Origin of the sequence: Luteibacter aegosomatis, assembly GCF_023078455.1 — a bacterium.
Classification (GTDB): domain Bacteria; phylum Pseudomonadota; class Gammaproteobacteria; order Xanthomonadales; family Rhodanobacteraceae; genus Luteibacter; species Luteibacter aegosomatis.
Genome location: NZ_CP095740.1, coordinates 4,204,648 through 4,221,641, shown reverse-complemented (window position 1 = coordinate 4,221,641; position 16,994 = coordinate 4,204,648). Strand labels below are relative to the sequence as shown.

At 67.3% G+C, this 16,994-nt stretch carries 18 protein-coding genes; 11 read left to right on the top strand and 7 right to left on the bottom strand.

Annotated elements, in window-relative coordinates:
- The first annotated feature begins 31 nt into the window (after positions 1-31).
- A complete protein-coding gene (locus L2Y94_RS19040; RefSeq protein WP_247371115.1) occupies positions 32-466 on the top strand; it encodes a PA2169 family four-helix-bundle protein in 435 nt (144 codons plus the stop codon).
- 19 nt (positions 467-485) lie between these two features.
- Here the strand turns inward: L2Y94_RS19040 and L2Y94_RS19035 are convergent, their stop codons facing one another.
- Together L2Y94_RS19035 and L2Y94_RS19030 are read right to left on the bottom strand one after the other, a co-directional pair.
- Positions 486-707, bottom strand: a complete 222-nt coding sequence (locus L2Y94_RS19035) for a hypothetical protein (protein ID WP_247371112.1) — start codon at positions 705-707, stop codon at positions 486-488.
- A 76-nt stretch (positions 708-783) separates the two neighbouring features.
- Complete coding sequence (locus L2Y94_RS19030) at positions 784-4,323, bottom strand: transporter substrate-binding domain-containing protein (RefSeq protein ID WP_247371110.1); 3,540 nt, start codon at positions 4,321-4,323, stop codon at positions 784-786.
- Positions 4,324-4,425: 102 nt separating this feature from the next.
- Between L2Y94_RS19030 and L2Y94_RS19025 the strand changes: the two genes are divergently transcribed.
- From L2Y94_RS19025 to L2Y94_RS19005, 5 genes are all read left to right on the top strand, one after another.
- Positions 4,426-5,055 carry a response regulator gene (locus tag L2Y94_RS19025; RefSeq protein ID WP_247371107.1) on the top strand — a complete coding sequence of 210 codons (630 nt, stop codon included), beginning with the start codon at positions 4,426-4,428 and terminating at the stop codon, positions 5,053-5,055.
- A gap of 120 nt (positions 5,056-5,175) precedes the next feature.
- Entirely contained in the window at positions 5,176-6,012 is an 837-nt protein-coding gene (locus tag L2Y94_RS19020) for a DUF2884 family protein (protein WP_247371106.1), read from the top strand.
- 90 nt (positions 6,013-6,102) lie between these two features.
- Positions 6,103-6,549: a MarR family winged helix-turn-helix transcriptional regulator gene (locus L2Y94_RS19015; RefSeq protein ID WP_247371104.1), complete on the top strand. Its 447-nt coding sequence runs from the start codon at positions 6,103-6,105 to the stop codon at positions 6,547-6,549.
- Positions 6,549-7,955: an MFS transporter gene (locus L2Y94_RS19010; RefSeq protein WP_247371101.1), complete on the top strand. Its 1,407-nt coding sequence runs from the start codon at positions 6,549-6,551 to the stop codon at positions 7,953-7,955. The genes L2Y94_RS19015 and L2Y94_RS19010 overlap by 1 nt, the downstream gene beginning before the upstream one ends.
- Before the next feature lie 10 nt (positions 7,956-7,965).
- On the top strand, positions 7,966-8,517 hold the full coding sequence (locus tag L2Y94_RS19005; protein ID WP_247371100.1) for an isochorismatase family protein: 552 nt from the start codon (positions 7,966-7,968) through the stop codon (positions 8,515-8,517).
- Between the two features lie 15 nt (positions 8,518-8,532).
- Here the strand turns inward: L2Y94_RS19005 and L2Y94_RS19000 are convergent, their stop codons facing one another.
- The 3 genes from L2Y94_RS19000 to L2Y94_RS18990 form a co-directional block, all read right to left on the bottom strand.
- Positions 8,533-9,210 carry a hypothetical protein gene (locus tag L2Y94_RS19000; RefSeq protein ID WP_247371097.1) on the bottom strand — a complete coding sequence of 226 codons (678 nt, stop codon included), beginning with the start codon at positions 9,208-9,210 and terminating at the stop codon, positions 8,533-8,535.
- Positions 9,211-9,265: 55 nt separating this feature from the next.
- Positions 9,266-9,751 carry a cupin gene (locus tag L2Y94_RS18995; protein ID WP_247371095.1) on the bottom strand — a complete coding sequence of 162 codons (486 nt, stop codon included), beginning with the start codon at positions 9,749-9,751 and terminating at the stop codon, positions 9,266-9,268.
- Positions 9,752-9,895: 144 nt separating this feature from the next.
- A complete protein-coding gene (locus tag L2Y94_RS18990; RefSeq protein ID WP_247371093.1) occupies positions 9,896-10,927 on the bottom strand; it encodes an aldo/keto reductase in 1,032 nt (343 codons plus the stop codon).
- Positions 10,928-11,070: 143 nt separating this feature from the next.
- On the opposite strand from L2Y94_RS18990, the gene L2Y94_RS18985 reads away from it, so the two are divergent.
- Positions 11,071-11,808: an rRNA pseudouridine synthase gene (locus tag L2Y94_RS18985; RefSeq protein WP_247371091.1), complete on the top strand. Its 738-nt coding sequence runs from the start codon at positions 11,071-11,073 to the stop codon at positions 11,806-11,808.
- A 59-nt stretch (positions 11,809-11,867) separates the two neighbouring features.
- Here L2Y94_RS18985 and L2Y94_RS18980 read toward each other — a convergent pair whose 3' ends face one another.
- The gene (locus tag L2Y94_RS18980; protein ID WP_247371089.1) at positions 11,868-12,725 is read right to left on the bottom strand and encodes a PA4780 family RIO1-like protein kinase; all 858 of its coding nucleotides are present in this window, start codon (positions 12,723-12,725) and stop codon (positions 11,868-11,870) included.
- A gap of 200 nt (positions 12,726-12,925) precedes the next feature.
- On the opposite strand from L2Y94_RS18980, the gene L2Y94_RS18975 reads away from it, so the two are divergent.
- The 4 genes from L2Y94_RS18975 to L2Y94_RS18960 are packed head-to-tail and all read left to right on the top strand — an operon-like array spanning position 12,926 to position 16,184.
- Positions 12,926-13,522 (top strand): anthranilate synthase component II, encoded by a 597-nt coding sequence (locus tag L2Y94_RS18975; RefSeq protein ID WP_247371087.1) that lies wholly within the window; start codon positions 12,926-12,928, stop codon positions 13,520-13,522.
- Positions 13,523-13,538: 16 nt separating this feature from the next.
- Positions 13,539-14,570: an anthranilate phosphoribosyltransferase gene (trpD, locus tag L2Y94_RS18970; RefSeq protein ID WP_247371085.1), complete on the top strand. Its 1,032-nt coding sequence runs from the start codon at positions 13,539-13,541 to the stop codon at positions 14,568-14,570.
- A gap of 50 nt (positions 14,571-14,620) precedes the next feature.
- On the top strand, positions 14,621-15,472 hold the full coding sequence (trpC, locus tag L2Y94_RS18965; RefSeq protein ID WP_247371082.1) for an indole-3-glycerol phosphate synthase TrpC: 852 nt from the start codon (positions 14,621-14,623) through the stop codon (positions 15,470-15,472).
- Between the two features lie 7 nt (positions 15,473-15,479).
- The gene (locus L2Y94_RS18960; RefSeq protein ID WP_247371081.1) at positions 15,480-16,184 is read left to right on the top strand and encodes a haloacid dehalogenase-like hydrolase; all 705 of its coding nucleotides are present in this window, start codon (positions 15,480-15,482) and stop codon (positions 16,182-16,184) included.
- On the opposite strand, the gene L2Y94_RS18955 is transcribed toward L2Y94_RS18960, so the two are convergent.
- On the bottom strand, positions 16,181-16,933 hold the full coding sequence (locus L2Y94_RS18955; protein ID WP_247371079.1) for a sulfite exporter TauE/SafE family protein: 753 nt from the start codon (positions 16,931-16,933) through the stop codon (positions 16,181-16,183). The genes L2Y94_RS18960 and L2Y94_RS18955 overlap by 4 nt on opposite strands.
- Positions 16,934-16,994 lie beyond the last annotated feature (61 nt).

Sequence of the window (16,994 nt, the reverse complement as noted above, 5' to 3'; positions counted from 1 at the left end):
GGCTAAGACCATCGACGCTAACGTTCGACCCATGGAACGCCGTGCCGTCCGAGTCGTCAATGGGTTGATCCGCCGGGTCATCGCGGATCGCGACCTCTATCTGCAAGCCGCCCGGGGCGTGCGCGAACCGGGTCTGGCGGCGATTCTCGATGAGTCGGCCGCTTCGCTGACCGCCATCGCCAACGATCTCCAGGCCGAGGTGAATGCCGTCGGCGGCCGCGCGGCGACGGCGGGCAGTGCCTTTTCAAGCGTGCGCCGGACCGTGGTCGAGGCATCGGCCCGGCTCTCTCACGACCCTGACGTCACCTATATCCGTACGTTGGAATACATGGAGCGCCGGTTGCTGGATGCATTCCTGAAGCTGGAGGCTTCATCCAACGATCGCGCCACCGTGGGGCGGCACATCGCGCGCTTGCGCCTGCTTCACCTCGATATGGTGCAATTGGGCGGCGCGACCGGCCGTTGAGTCCGGCGCCACGCGTCGATCATGCCGCACGGCGCATGCGCTGGAGTTCCCGCTGAAGGCAGTCGCCGGCGGACACCCGCACCGGCGACGTCGTCACGAGGGTTTCCCGATCGGCGAAGAAGTTCGCGAAGGCGATGGCGTCCGCGGCATCGATACGACGCGCGATTTGCACGCCTTCGCGGAAGATGCCCCAAAAGCCGTCGATCTCGGCGATGTGATAGTCGATGATGGTCTGCGACATCGCATGTCCTCGTCGTTTCGCGCAGGCGCACGGATGGGGGACATGATGCGAAAGCGAGTGGGGCAGGGGTATCAGACTATTCTGAAAAATCCTTCGTCGTTTCACGTCGATCGGAAAGTCGCGCCACACCGCGTCGCAGCCGTTCGAGATAGGCCTCCACCACGTCGATGAAGGTGGGAACCCGCTGCATCGCCTCGCGCGCGTGATCGCCACGAAGCGCGATTTCGAGGGCCTCACCGAGGCGCGCCGCGGATGAGGTGCCGAATACACGCATGCCACCCAACAGGCGATGGATGCGTTCGGCGACCTGTCCCGGGTGGCTCAGCGCATGGATGTGCGCGATGTCTTCCCGCGTGGACTCGGCGAAGCGATCCACCAGCGAAGGAAGTACGCCGAGATGGCCAAACGTCTCCGTGAGCAATGCGGTATCCCACGGCGCTTCGTCGTCGGGTACGCAGGTGGCCAGCGCCAGGCGCAAGGCGTCGATGCGCACGGGTTTGGCGATGAAACCGTCCATGCCCGCGTCGAGGCAGCGCTCTTTTTCACCTTCCATGGCATTGGCCGTCATGGCGACGATGGCGAGGCGGGAGCCGCGCTCGCGCAGGGCGCGCGTGAGGCCGTAGCCATCCAGGCCCGGCATGCGCAGATCGGTGAGCAACACGTCGGCGGGGAGCGACGCGGCCAGTTCAAGGGCTTCCTCGCCGCAGGCGACCACGTGATGGCGATGTCCCAGTCGCTCCAGTTGCGCCGCGACCAGTTCGCGGTTGATCGGATGATCCTCCGCGACCACCACCTGGAGTACGCGCTCCGGGAACGCATGGCCCTGTTTCTGTTTCGTCGCGATGGTTCGTTCGCCCGCGGCGCTGCGCGGCAGGGTGAGATCGACGTCCACTCGGGTGCCGCGGCCGGGTTCGCTGCGCAAGTCGATGGTTCCCCCCATCAGGTCGACCAGCCGTCGGGATATGGCGAGCCCCAGTCCACTGCCGCCGACGTGCCCCGAGGACGAATCCACCTGGCTGAACGGCGTGAACAGACGGCGGGCATCGTCCTCGGCGATGCCGATGCCGGTATCGGCCACCGTGAAGCGCAGATGTTGGCCGGCTTCCCGTTCCGCGACGCGTTCGAGGCGAAGGCTCACGTGGCCTTCCGCCGTGAACTTGATCGCGTTGCTGAGCAGGTTGACGAGCACCTGGCGCAGGCGGATGCCGTCGACGCTGGACCATGGCGCCACGTGGTCGTCGACCTCGTGAAACAGGTGAAGCCCCTTGCGCGCGGCCTGGCCGGCGAACAGCCCGGCGATGCCGTCCACCAGCGCTCGTATATCCACCGGGGTCGCCTCGACGGTGAGCCGTCCGGCTTCGATGCGGGAAAAGTCGAGCACGTCGTCGAGGATGTGCATCAGGGCATCGGCCGAATGCCCGGCGGTGTCGAGGAATCGTCGTTGCTCCGCCGATAGCGGCGTATCGCCGAGTAGGTCGAGCATGCCGACGATGCCATGCATCGGCGTGCGGATCTCGTGGCTCATCATCGCCAGGAATTCGCTCTTCGCGCGGGTGGCCTTCTCGGCGGTGTCCTTGGCGGCGGCCAGCTGGTTCGATTGCCGGCGCCGTTCGGAGATGTCGATCCAGTACCCGGTGAATTCCACCACCGGGCCGTCGGCTCGCGGCAGCGCGTGCGAGGCGATCCAGCGCGTGGGTTCGCTGTCGCGTACGCGCATTTCGGCATGCAACGGCGTGAGCGACGCGGCGGCGCGGGCGACTTCCGCCTGCAAGGGCCCCTGGTCGCGAGGATCGATGCGGGCGAAGGCGCTGCGCTCGTCGTGGAGAAACACCTCCGCGCCGACGCCGAAGATCGGCTCCGGGTTGCCGCCGAGGTAGGTGAACTCGATCCGCCCGTCCGGATGGTGGCGAAATCGGTAGACCACCGCGGGCACGCTGCGGGTGACGTCGGCCAACTGGTCCTCGATGGCCCTGCGCCGGCGAGTTTCGCGGCGCAGCCGCACGTAGGCATGGCTTACGGCAAGCAGCAGAGCGACGATGGCGACGCCCGCGATTCCCACCCTGCGGGCGATTTCGCCCCACGATCCGCCCCAGGTGTAGTGCGAGCGAAGCCAGGTATTGGCGATGGCCTGGGCACGGCGCTCGGGCATGCGCGCGAGCACCCTGTCGATCAGGGGAATCAGCTTGGCGTAGCGCCGTTCCACCGCCATGGCGATCTCGTCGCGTTCCCCGGTGGCCGCCGTGACTTTCAGTCGTGCGGGATAGTCCCGCCGCACGAGGTATTCGGTGCTGGCGACGTCGCCGACGTAGGCATCGGCCCGCCCGTCGAGCACGGCGTCGAGCCCTTCGCGCACGGACGACACCGCGAGCGTGTCACTCGCGGCGATACCCTCCACCGCACGGGCGACCGCCGGGCGCGCGAGGTTCGCGGCCAGCCGGCGGCCGGCCAGATCGTCGACGGAGGACACCGTGACGGCGTCCTCGCGCGTCACGACCATGACGGGAAACTCGGTATAGGGCGCGGTGAAGTCGAAGCGGCCGGACAGCGCCTCGTTGCGGGGGGAGGCCGCGGGCAGCAGGTCGATCTCGCCCGCCGAGGCCCGCCGCACCGTCTCCTGCCAGCTGTCGGTGGACACCACGTCGAAGCGCAGGCCCAGCACGCGCGCGACGTCGCGAAGATAGTCGGTTGCCAGTCCATCGGGTTTGCCGTCGCGATCGAGCAGCGTGACCGGTGCGGCCGTGGGGTCGATGGCGATGCGCAGCGGCGGGAGGCGCGCCAGCCATGCGCGCTCGGAGGCGCTGAGCGGAACGTCCAGTTCCGCGGCGAAGCGGCCCGGCTCGTCGCCGATCCAGGCGGAACGCAGTCGCGCGTGGTCGTCGGTCCCGAGCTGGGCGAACGCGTGGTCGAGCGCAGTCAGCAGCGGCGCGTGCCCGCTTCCCGCTGCGACGGCGAAGGACAACGTGGAGAACGGCAGGGGTGCCGGCGGTCCGATGCGCAGGCGATCTCCCAGCCCGGCCGCCAGTATGGCGGTATCCAGCGCATGCGGATCGCCGATGACGGCGTCCACCGTGCCGCGCTCGAGTTCCCGCAACGCGGCGGCGACGCTGGGCACGTTCGTTACGTGGGCATCGGGCAGGTAGCGATGAAGTACGTCGTCTTCGGCTTGCCCCGCCTGCGTTGCCACGCGCGCGCCACGCAGGTCGTCGAAACGCGCGACGCGCGTATCGTCTCGCCGCAGGACGATGACCGGCGACGATTCGTAATAGGGTGCTCCGATCAGCAGCTTGCCGTTGCGTTCCGGCGTGGGGGCGACGTCCATCAGCAGATCGACCTCGCCGGACTGCGCGGCGGCCATGGCCGAAGGCCAGTCCGGATAGACGCGAAAACGCACGCCGATGCCGAGATCGCCGGCGAGACGGCGCAGATACTCGGTGGCCAGTCCGTCGACGTGGCCGTCGTGCACCCGTTCGAACGGCGCGTAACCTTCGGCGTACGTCGCGGCGACGATAACTGGATGCCTGAGCAACCATTGTTTCGACGCATCGGGCAGCGACGATGCCGAGGCGCTCGCCCATGCGAAGAACCCTGCGACGAAAAGCGAAAAAAGCGATTTCATGTCGTTCCTTCGACCACGAACGGTTAATTACGGTAATCTCCGTGACACTGAGTATCACAACTCACGGAGAGAGGCTGCGCATTATCCGCAGCCAGTGGAAACATGGTTCTTCGAACGATCATCGCCGACGATCATCCCGTCGTACTCATGGGTACGCGCGCCGCGCTGGAAGCGGCCGGCGGCATCGACGTGGTGGGAGAAGCCACCAACGGCGATGCCCTCGTCGAGCTGCTCGCGTCATGCCCCTGCGACGTTTTGGTCACCGATTTCTCGATGCCCGGCGGCGGCGATGGGCTGTTCATGCTCGATACCATCCATCGCCGCTTTCCGAGAGTGCGCATCGTCGTACTCACCATGGTGAACAATCTTCCCGTGCTGCAGACGATGCGTGCGCGTGGCGCGCTGGGTCTGTGCGACAAGCGCGCGCCGCTCACGGAGGTGCCGCTGGCGGTGCGGCGTGCCGCCATCGGCCAGCCGTTCGTCAGCGATACCATCCAACGGCAATTCGACGACGCGGGTCTGCCGGCCCGGGGTGCCCGGGTCAGGCTGTCGATACGCGAAATCGAAGTGGTGCGCCTTTACGTCGGCGGGATGTCGATTTCGGCCATCGCGGAGCGCCTGAGCCGTAGCGTGAAGACCGTGAGCCGACAGAAGCGCGACGCCATGCAGAAGCTTGGCATCGATCACGACAGTCGGCTGTCCGAATATGCCCGCGAACACGGCCTGGCCTGACCCTGCCGAAAGTCAGGCCATGACCAAGCGCCCATGCGCGACGCCCCCGGGCGGCATAAACCTTCTTCCGTCAGGCGGCATCTGAGCCGTCGTATCCGGATGTTCCGGGGAGGGGAAACCATGCGCCACGCCATCATCGCCGCCTCGCTCGCCGCGACGCTCGCCATCGTCTCGACCGGGGCCGCCGCCAAGGGCTTCAGCTTCAGCACCGATACCTGCAAGTACGACTACGGCACCCTCTACGACGTGGACGTGACCGCGGCCGGCCTGTCGTTCCATCGCGACTCGGGCACGCCGTCGCGGATCTTCCTCCACGATGGCGCCCTCAAGGTCGACGGACGCGACACGAGCGTCTCCGCGGCCGACGCCGCCGCGCTGCGCCGCTACGAGGATGGCGTGCGCCGCCTGCTGCCGGAAGTGGCCGCCGTGGCCCGGGAAGGCATCGACATGGGCTATTCGGCCATGACCACGGTGACCATGACCTTCGCCGAGGCCGGGCAGCGCGACGCCCTGCTCGCCAAGCTGCGGCGCAAACAGGCCGAGGCCCTGCGTTCCGTGGATCAGGGCGTCGGCGCCGGCCACTGGTCGTCCGACCGCATGACCGGGCTGATGGCCGATTCCATTTCCGATTCCGTGGGCGAGCTCGTCGGCTCGGTCACCTCCAGCGCGGTGACGGCCGCGCTTTCCGGCGACACGGCCAAGATGGCCTCGTTGCAGGAACGCGCCGCCTCGCTGGACAAAGCCCTGGACGGCGAAATGGACAAGCGCTCGAAGGATCTGGAAGCGCGCTCCAACGGCATCTGCCCCCGCCTCAACGACCTGGCCGAGTTGCAACGCGGCTGGCGCGTGCGCCTGCCGGACGGTTCGCCGCTGGAACTGATGTCGATCAAACCCAAGTCCGAACACGACGACGATTCGGACGGTGATCGATCCGACAAAAAGATCGCCCGTTCCTGATCCCGGCGGGCCGTCCCGCGCGAAAACTTTCGAAGGCAAACTTGCAAGTTTAACTTGCAAGTTTGCCTGTCGAAGACTAACGTGCCCTCCATGGCCCGTCTTCCCAATACCGAAACCGCCGCCGCCGACCTGCTCGCCGCCTGCGGTCAGTTGATCCGCAGGATTCGCGCCGAATCCAACAACCTCGAACTCACCTGGTCGCAGACGGCGACCCTCACGCGACTCACGTCGTCGGGGCCGATGTCGATCGCGGACCTCGCCCGCGCCGAATCGGTCAAGCCGCAGTCGATGGGCGTGTCGCTTGCCGCGCTCGAGAGCGATGGCCTGGTGGAGCGCACGCCGCATCCCAGCGACGGGCGCCAGTTTCTTTTTTCGCTTACCGCCCTGGGCGCCGACGCGCACCGCCGCGTGCGCCAATCCAAGCAGGCCTGGCTCGCCTCGGCGCTGTCGGGGCTCTCGAACGATGAACGCGAGGAACTCGCGCGTGCGGTCAAGGTGATCGCGCGCCTGGCCGACGCCACCCCACGGGCATCGTGATGCGCCGTGTCGACGGCGAGCATGCCGCGGGCGTGGTGGCGAAGCCTTTCGGCGTACGCTTCGTGTTGCCGTTGGCGCTGGGTTCGTCGCTCAACCCGGTGAACTCCACGGCGATCGCCACGGCGCTCGTGCCGATCTCGCGCGACTTCCACGCGACGGTCGCGCAGACCGGCTGGCTCATCGCGGGTCTATACCTCACCAGCGCGGTAGCCCAGCCCACCATGGGCCGCCTGGCCGACCTGCTGGGCGCGCGGCGCGTCTATCTCGTGTCGCTCCTGCTGGTGGCCGCGGCCGGCGTGCTGGGCCGCTGGGCGCCTTCGTTGCCCTGGTTGGTGGGCGTGCGCGTCCTGCTGGGCATCGGCACGTCGGGCGCCTATCCGTCCGCGATGCGCCTGTTCCGCGAACGCGCGGACCGCACGGGCAGCGCGCCGCCACGCGTCGCCTTGAGCGTGCTTTCGCTCACCGGCATCGCCACGACGGCGATCGGTCCGGTGCTGGGCGGCGTGTTGACGAGCGCCTTCGGTTGGCATGCGATCTTCACGGTGAACATTCCGCTGGCGTTGGGGACGCTGTGCATGGTGCTGGCATGGGTACCGAAGGATGCGCCGCGCGAGTCACGCCGACAGGGGCTGGCGACCGACGTCGACCTGTCCGGCGTCGCGTTTTTCGCCGGCACCCTGATCGCGGCGATGGTGTTCCTCATGGACCTGGAGCATCCGCGCTGGGCCATGCTGCCCTGTGCCGCGCTGCTCGGCGCGGCAACCGCATGGCACTCCCTGCGCCGGGACGATCCTTTCCTCGACTTGCGCATGCTGGCGCGCCACGTGCCTTTGAGCGTGACCTACCTGCGCACCGCGACGGCGTTCACCACGGCGTACTGCGTTTTCTACGGTTTCGCGCAGTGGGTGGAAAACGCGGCCGGCTACTCGGCGGCCGCCGCCGGGCTGGCGACCCTGCCGATGTCGGTGGTGGCGGGCGTCGCTTCGCTGGCCGGTGCGCGCACGCGCGGCTTGCGTGGCCCGTTCCTGGTGGCTTTCGCCTCGTCGATCCTCGGTTGCGTCGCCCTCCTGCGCATCGATGCCGCCACGCCCTTGTGGATCATGGCCGCCGCGGTGACGTTCTTCGGGGTCACGCTCGGCCTGGTGTCGACGACCACGCAGGCAGCCGTTTACCTGCAGGCGCCGGCGGCGAGCCTCGGCGCGGCCTCGGGCCTGCAACGCACGGCGACGTACATCGGCGCGATCGCGGCCACCAGCCTGCTTGGCGTGGCCTACGGCCAGCACGCCACCGATCACGGCCTGCACTCGCTCGCCCTCGTGATGGGCGTGGTGAATGCCGTGCTCCTCCTGGCCACCCTCGTCGACCGCACGCTGTCGCGCGCGGCGTCCTCTTCCCCCGCACCCTAAAGGCACTCCCATGTCGCTTACCCAACTCGACGCCAACGCCGCGCTGATCGTCGTCGACCTTCAGCAGGGCATCGTCAATCTGCCGCTCATCGAGCCCGCCGCGCCGGTCGTGGAACGCTCGGCCAGGATCGCCCGCGCCTTTCGCGCCTCGGGTCGTCCGGTCGTTCTCGTGAACGTGGATGCCGGTGCGCCCGGCCGCACCGACATGGGCCCCCGCCCATTGCCGTCCGATCCCGAATTCGCCCGCATCGTGCCCGACATGGCACAAGCGCCGACCGATCACCTCGTCACCAAGAAGCGCTGGGGCGCGTTCCAGACCACCGATCTGGACAACTGGCTGCGCGGCAAGGGCGTGGAGCAGGTGGTGATCGTGGGTATCGCGACGAGCATCGGCGTGGAATCCACGGCGCGCTTCGCCAGCGAATTGGGTTACCACGTGGTCCTGGTCACCGACGCGATGACCGACCTCGATGCCGGCATGCATGAGAACAGCCTGACGAAGGTGTTTCCGCGCCTGGGCGAGACCACCACCACCGACGAACTGCTGGCCCGCGTCGGCTGATCCCCTTGCGGGCGATCACCCGTGCGGGTGGTCGTCCGCTTGCGCGTCGCCGATGGCCGTGCCGGCACCAAGGCCCATGCCCATGCCGGCCATGCCACCGCCCATACCACCGCCGCCCTTGCCGCCGCGACCGCCTTCGTCCCGTCCGCCGCCCTTGCCGTTTCCGCCCGAGACGCTGCGCGACGGGCCCTGGTTGGGAATCGAAACGCGGGCGGGGATAGGGTCGAGATCGAGCACGCCACGGATGAAGCCGCGGAGCGATACCACCAGATCATGGGTATGTACCGGTCGGCCCGCGACCAGTTCGTTCGCCGCCTTCGCGGCCAATTCGACCTGTTCCTCGGTCCCCAGCAGGATGATGTCCGACAACGCGGCCTCGACGGCGTCACGCACGCGACGCGAACGCTCACTGCCTGGTAAGGCGTCGATGACGCCTTCGCCTTCGGACTTGCGCAGGTCGCGAAGATGGCGTGGATCCACCGAAAGCTCTCCGGTGAACGAACCGCCCAGCGTCTTGTAGGCGGCGATCAGCGTGCGCAGGCGCTCGTTGATCTGCCGGTTCTCCCGTTCCCTGCGTTGCTGCACGAGCTGCATGGTGAGCAGGCGGATGCCCACGCCGATGAGGGTGATGATCGCCAGGCCGAGCAGGGTGGAGAGCAGGGCCTGCCAGGAGCTGAAATCGAGGCTTCTCATGGGCCGATCATGGCATGGGCGTCTTGACGATGCCGCAACCCCGCGACGCGAAGCGTCATGACGGCCAGAACAGTGACATGGACGTCCCCTCGACGGGGTCCGTCGCCGGAAACGGCAGATGCCTCATGCGGTGCCTCATCTCTTCCGTGGCCGCCTCGCGTCGTATGTCCCACGCCTGTCCGGGCGGATACGCTCCCACGACGAGGAAATCGTCGCTGGCCGAAAGGCGGCAGTGCCCGATGCCCACCGGCAGCAGCATTACGTCGCCGCGTTCGACGCGCACCTCGCGTCCGTCCGGGCCGCCCAGCAGCAACGCCGCGTGGCCCCGCGCGATGCCGAGCACCTCGTGCGCGGTGGAATGATAGTGGTGATAGCCGTACACCCCATCGCGCCACTGGGGCTCCCAACCGTTGCGCCGGAACAACGCTTCCATCGCGCCGGCGACGTCCGCGTCGGCGGAAGCCACGCCGTGCCACACGAGCACGGGAAGACGGTCGTTGTTAGGCAACCATGCGTTGGCTTCGAGGATGAACCTGTCCATCGTGACGTGTTCGCAAAGGCGGACAGTGTCGGGACGAGGTCGCGAACAGGGCGTGTACTACGGGTGACCGAGCGTACCGGCGGTGTCCACTGGGGACGTGGCCGCCGTCCGACGATGGACGGCGACCTCTACGCGTCCGCGTCGTTACCAGGTCGTCGGCTTCGGATTGCGTTCGTCGAAACCCTTCTGGTGCCAGTACGGATACACGGGCGTGGCCTGGCTCACCTTGTCCAGGCGAGCCACTTCGTCGGTCGTCAGCGACCAGCCCACGGCACCGAGGTTCTGCGTGAGCTGTTCCTCGTTGCGCGCGCCGATCACCACGTTCGCCACCGAGGGGCGGGTGAGCAGCCAGTTGAGCGCCACCTGGGCGATCGACTTGCCACGGGCCTGCGCGATCTCGTCGAGCACGTCGACGATGTCGTAGAGCTTCTCGTCGTCCACCGGCGGACCGCCCACGGCGCCACCGGAAGCGATGCGACCCGTGTCGGCCGCCTTGCCGCGGCGGATCTTGCCCGTGAGGCGACCCCAGCCGAGCGGGCTCCACACCATCGTGCCGACGCCCTGGTCGAGCGCGAGCGGCATCAGCTCCCACTCGTAGTCACGACCGATCAGCGAGTAATAGCCCTGGTACGACACGTAACGGCCGAGGCCGTATTTCTCGGAAACGGCCAGCGACTTCATGAGCTGCCAGCCGGAGAAATTGGACGCGCCGATGTAACCGATCTTGCCGGCGGTGATGAGGTCGTCGAGCGCGCGCAGGGTTTCCTCGACCGGCGTGAGCGCGTCGAAGCCGTGCATGAAGTACAGGTCGATGTGATCGGTCTGCAGGCGGCGCAGGCTGGCCTCGCAGGCGCGGACGAGGTGGTAGCGCGACGAGCCCTTGTCGTTCGGGCCGTCACCCATGGGAAACGTGGCCTTGCTGGCGATCAGCACCTTGTCGCGACGGCCCTTGAGGGCCTCGCCGAGCACTTCCTCGGAGCCGCCGGCCGAATAGATGTCCGCCGTGTCGAAGAAGTTGAGGCCCTGCTCCAGGCAGAGGTCGACGATGCGCCTGGCCTCCGCGACCTGGGTGGACCCCCAGCGCTCGAAGAATTCCCCCGCGCCGCCGAAAGTGCCGGTGCCGAGGCTCAGGACGGGGACTTTCAGGCCGGAGCGGCCGAGTTGACGGTATTCCATGACGTGTTCCTTGAAGTGGATGGAAGCGGCGACGTCGCCCGGACGACGAAATCCATCTTCAAGCATGGGGCGGAACCTGTGCTTCCTCAACCGGTAGTTCCTTGCGATGGGTACACTGGTCCACCCGCCCACCGGTAAAGCCCATGACCGCTCCCCTCCGTCTTGCCCAGCGCGTCTGCGAACGGTTCGGGGTGTCGCGTGCCGATGCCGAGCAGTTCATCCGTAACGGTTGGGTGTCGGTCGATGGCGTGGTGATCGAACTGCCGCAGCATCGCGTCACGGACGAACGCGTCGAGCTCGATCCCGATGCGCGCCTGGACGCGGTGGAACCGGCCACCATCCTGCTGCACAAGCCGCCGGGGTACGACGCCATCGATGGCGTCAAGCCAGCGATCTCGCTGGTGACGGCCGATACCCGCTGGCCCGACGATCCCAGTGGCGAGCGCCTGCTGCGCCGGCATTTCCACAGGCTGACTCCGCTCGTGTCGATGGATGCCGAAGCCAGCGGCCTGATGGTCTTCTCCCAGGATGGCCGGGTATGGCGTCGACTGACCGAAGACGCTGCGCTCATCGAGCACGAGTACGTCGTCGAAGTCAGGGGCGAGATGGCGCCCTATGGTCTGCAGAAACTGAGTAACGGCTTCGCCTTCAGGGGGCGGCCGCCGTCGCCGGGCAAGGTCAGCTGGCAGAACGAAACCCGCCTGCGATTCGCCATCAAGGGCGCGCAGGACGGCCAGCTACGGCACATGTGCGCGCAAGTGGGCCTGGGCGTGGTGTCGATCCGGCGCCTGCGCATCGGCAAGGTGGGCCTGGGCAAGGGGCCGAATGGCGCGATGCCGCCGGGCATGTGGCGCTACCTGCCGGTGGGCGAGAAGTTCTGAGGGCCGTCCCAACGGCGCAGGCCGGTGTCCGCGGCGAGGCGATCGGTTATCGCCATGGCCTACCAGTCCTCTTCCGCCGCCTCACGCCCTTGCTGGCGTATCAACGCTTCCTGGCGCGCGTCCTCGATGGCCTCGCGGACCCCGTCGAGGTCCACTTCCGATTCGTCGGGCGTGAACTGGCCCGTTAGCGCCGTATCGGGCAGCAGGTCGCCGGCTTCGAACAGCGCCCACATCTCTTCGCCGTACCACGTGTCCAGGAGCTCCGGTGCCGAGCGTCCCAGGTAGGCCGTGAGATTGTTGACGTCACGCAACAGCATCGTGCGCGCGGCGTTGTTTCCCGAGGCGCTGACGACCTGCGGAAAGTCGATCACCACGGGGCCATCGGGGCCGACCAGCACGTTATACGGCGACAGATCGCCATGGATCAGGCCGCCGCAAAGCATCAACACCACCTGCCGCACCAGCACGGCATGGAACGCGCGGGCCTGTTCCGCGTCCAGGTCGACTTCGCCCAGGCGCGGCGCGGAAAAGCCGTCGGCGTCCGTGACCAGGTCCATCACCAGCACGCCGTTGAAATACCCGTAGGGCTGGGGTACCCGCGCGCCTGCGTCGTACAACTGGTAGAGCGCATCGACCTCGGTGTTCTTCCAGGCCTCTTCCTGCTGCTTGCGCCCGAACTTCGTGGCTTTGCCGATGGCACGGGCTTCGCGGCTGCCGCGCACCTTGCGGCCTTCCTGGTATTGCACGCGTTGCTGGAAACTGCGCTGCGCCATGTCCTTGTAGACCTTCGCGCAGCGCACCTCGTCGCCGCTGCGCACGACGTACACGGAGGCTTCCTTGCCGCTCTTGAGCGGCCGCAGCACTTCGTCGATGACACCGTCGTCGATCAGTGCCTGCAATCCTGGGGGTGTTTTCACGGGGTTCGCGGTGCGTGCTGCGGCGGCAGGGCCTGCCAAGAACCGGGGATTCTCGCATTTTGCGGATCGTGGCGAGCGGGCTGCGTGAGACAACCGGTTCAGGGGATAATGTCACCCACGACGCGTGAGCCGATGCCGGTGGCCTCGACCCTCACGAGCGAATCTTTGGAAACACCCAGATAATCAATGGGATAAGTCCTGTGCTCCTGATGATCGACAACTACGACAGCTTCACCTTCAACCTCGTCCAGTACCTGGGCGAGCTGGGTCAGGAGGTGAAGGTGGTGCGCAACGACGCGCTGACGGTGGCGGACATCCGCGCGCTGGCGCCGTCCCGCATCATGATTTCGCCGGGGCCGGGCACGCCGGACGACTCGGGCGTGTCGCTCGACGTGCTGCGCGAGATGGCCGGCGAGGTGCCGATCTTCGGCGTCTGCCTCGGCCACCAGGCCCTGGGCCAGGTGTTCGGCGGCAAGGTGATCCGGGCGCGCGAGATCATGCACGGCAAGACCTCCCCGGTGAAGCACCGCGGGCAGGGCGTGTTCGCCGGGCTGCCGAATCCCTTCGAGGCCACGCGCTACCACTCGCTGGTGGTCGAGAAGGATTCGATCCCCGATTGCCTGGAGGTCACCGCCTGGACGGAACGCGACGACGGCTCCATCGACGAGATCATGGGCCTGCGCCATCGCACCCTCGACATCGAGGGCGTGCAGTTCCACCCCGAGTCGATCCTCACCCAGCACGGCCACGACCTGCTGCGCAATTTCCTCGGCATGCCGCTTCCGCTCGCCGCCTGATCCACCGGGACGTTCCATGCCGATTACCGCTTCCGAGGCGCTCCAGCGCACCATCGAGCATCGCGAGATCTTCCACGACGAGATGATCGAGCTGATGCACCAGATCATGCGCGGCGACGTCAGCCCGCTGATGACCGCGGCGATCCTCACGGGTCTTCGCGTGAAGAAGGAAACGGTCGGCGAGATCACCGGCGCGGCGCGCGTGATGCGCGATCTCTCCGCGAAGGTGGAAACCGGGTCGCATCCGCATTTCGTCGACATCGTGGGCACGGGCGGCGACGGCGCGTCCACGTTCAACATCTCCACCGCCTCGATGTTCGTGGCGGCCGCGGCCGGTGCGCGCGTGGCCAAGCACGGCGGCCGCAGCGTCTCGTCCAAGTCGGGCAGCGCCGACGTGCTGGAGGCCCTGGGCGCCCGCATCGAACTGCTGCCCGCCCAAGTCGCCGTCTGCATGGAGGAGACCGACATCGGCTTCATGTTCGCGCCCAACCACCATCCCGCCATGAAAGTGGTGGCGCCGGTTCGCCGCGAGATGGGCGTGCGCACCATCTTCAACATCCTCGGCCCGCTGACCAACCCGGCCGGCGCCCCGAACATCCTCATGGGCGTGTTCCACCCCGACCTCGTCGGCATCCAGGTGCGCGTATTGCAGGCCCTCGGCGCGAAGCACGCCATGGTGGTCTGGGGGCGCGACGGCATGGACGAGATCTCGCTGGGCGCGGGCACCCTCGTGGGTGAGCTGCGCGACGGCGACGTGCGCGAATACGAGATCGAACCGGAAGATTTCGGGTTGTCCATGGCCTCCAGCCGCAACCTCCGGGTGGAAAACGCGGACGAGTCCAAGGCGATGCTGCTCGACGCGATTTCCGGCACGCCGGGGGTGGCCCACGACATCGTCTGCTTGAATGCCGGTGCCGCGCTCTATACGGCCGATGTCACCCCTTCGATACAGGCCGGCATCGATCTTGCCCGGGCCACCATCGCAAGCGGCGCGGCTCGTGTAAAAATGGAGGCGTTCGTGGCCGCCACCCAGCGGCTCGGCGCCTGATATCGCCGTCGCGGCCCCGCGCGCCGGCCTTGCCTTTAGGAAGCGCATCGATGCCCGACATTCTCCACAGGATTCTCGACCGCAAGCTGGAAGAGATCGCCGAACGCAGCCGCAAGCGCTCCCTGGACGATCTTGCCGCGCGCATCGCCGATCTCGAAGACACGCGCGGTTTCGTCGCCGCCATCGACGCCAGGCTGCATGACAACCAGCCCGCCGTGATCGCCGAGATCAAGAAAGCCAGCCCAAGCAAGGGCCTGATCCGCCCCGACTTCGATCCGGCCGCCATCGCCCGCAGCTATGCCGCCGGTGGTGCCACCTGCCTGTCGGTGCTCACCGATGCGGATTTCTTCCAGGGCCATGAAGATTTCGTCGGCCAGGCCCGCGCCGCCTGCGATCTTCCGATCCTGCGCAAGGATTTCATCGTCGACGAATATCAGGTGTACGAGGCACGCGTGATCGGCGCCGATTGCATCCTGCTCATCGTGTCCGCCTTCGCGCAGAAAGAGGCCGACGGCGACCGCATCTACGACGAGGATCGTCTCACCGAACTGTCGCTGCTCGCCGCGGAACTCGACCTCGACGTGCTCGTGGAAGTGCACAACGAGGAAGAACTCGAAATCGCGCTCGGCATGCCGGCTCCGCTGATCGGCGTGAACAACCGCAACCTGCGCACCTTCGAGACCTCGCTCGGCACCTCGCTGAAGCTCAAGGATCGCGTCGGCCCCGAGACCGCCATCGTCGCCGAGTCGGGCATCCACACGGTCGAGGACATCCGCAAGCTGCGCGAGGCGGGCATCCACACGTTCCTGGTCGGCGAGGCCTTCATGCGTGCCGCCGATCCGGGCGAAGAACTGAAAAAGCTCTTCTTCTCGAACCCGCATCCGCACGTTCACCGGCACTGATCCGGCGATGACACAGGGGATGGATGCGGTGGCGACCGAGGTCGCCGCCGATGCGCGGCGCGTGGCGCTGTTCGATTTCGATGGCGTGATCGTGCGTCACCAGACGCTCGAGCTGTATTTTCGCGAGTGCCTGAAAGGCTTCGGCCGCTGGCGGCTCTTGCTGGTCCTGCCGCTGGTGCCCTTCGTGCCGGTGCTGCTGCCGAGCGTGGGCGGCAACCGGTTTCTCGGGCGAGTCTTCCTCCGCGTGGTGACGTTCGGCCGGAGCGAAGCCAGCTATCGCCGGAAGGTGACGGCCTTCGCACGCACGTATGCGCGCCGGCCCGGCGTGTTCGTCCGCGATGCGGTGGCGACGCTGCGCCGTCACCTGGACGCGGGCGATCGCGTGGTGATCGTCACCGGCAACGATGCGACGCTCGTGCAGGCCATCCTCGACGAAGTGAACCTCGCCGGTTGCGAGCTCCTCGCCTCGCGCACGAAAGGCGGGCTGTTCGGCGTGCGTTTCGTCGTGCACAACGTCGACGGCGTGAAGCCGGTGTCCGTCCAGCGGGCAGGCATCGCGCGTCCTTGTGCCGTCGCGTACGGCGATTCGTTGTCCGACCTGCCCCTGTTGCGCATCGCCGACGCGCCCAAACTCGTCAACGCCCATCCCAAGACGGTCAAGAAGATGCGCAAGCTGCTCGGCGAACGCCTCGAAACGCTGGATTGGTTCTAGCGCGCGACGACGATGTAGTTGATCAGCTGGTAGAGGCTGATCCCCACGATCAGGCAACCCACGGCCGTCATCACGTAGCGTGGCGGCAGGTGCTTCACCAGCCAGGCGGCGGCCGGCGCGGCGATGACGCCGCCGGTGAGCAGTCCCAGCACGATCGGCCAGTGGCTGACGCCCAGGTGGGCCACGAGCGTGGCGGAGACGGCGAGGGTCACCACGAACTCCGCCGCGTTGACGGTGCCGATGGTCTGGCGCACCGCGCCGCCGCGGGCGAGCAGGGTGGACGTGGCAATGGGCCCCCAGCCACCGCCGCCGATGGCATCGAGCAGTCCGGCGAAGAAGCCCACGACCCCCTTGTGACGCACGCGGTGGTGGGACACCACGCGGCCGGCGGCCCGCACCAGGACCACGATGCCCAGGATCAGCAGGTACACGTAGACGAAGGGCTTGATCGCGTCGCCCGGCACGCTGGCGAGGAACCAGGCGCCGATCACCCCGCCGATGACGCCGGGGATGGCCAGCCGCCGGAAAGCCTTCCAGTCGACGTTGCCGAAGAAGGCGTGGGCCCCGCCCGATACGCCGGTGGTGAACACCTCGGCGGTATGCACCGTCGCGCTGGCGACCGCCGGTGGCAGGCCCAGCGCGAGCAGCACGGCATTGGACACCAGGCCGTACGCCATGCCCAAGGCACCGTCCACCAGTTGGGCGAGCAGGCCGACGCCCGCGAAGGTGAGGAATTGGCTCCAGTCCATGCGTACCCTGGATATGGGTCAGAAGTAACCATATACGAAGGCCTATGCCTTTTCCGCATGA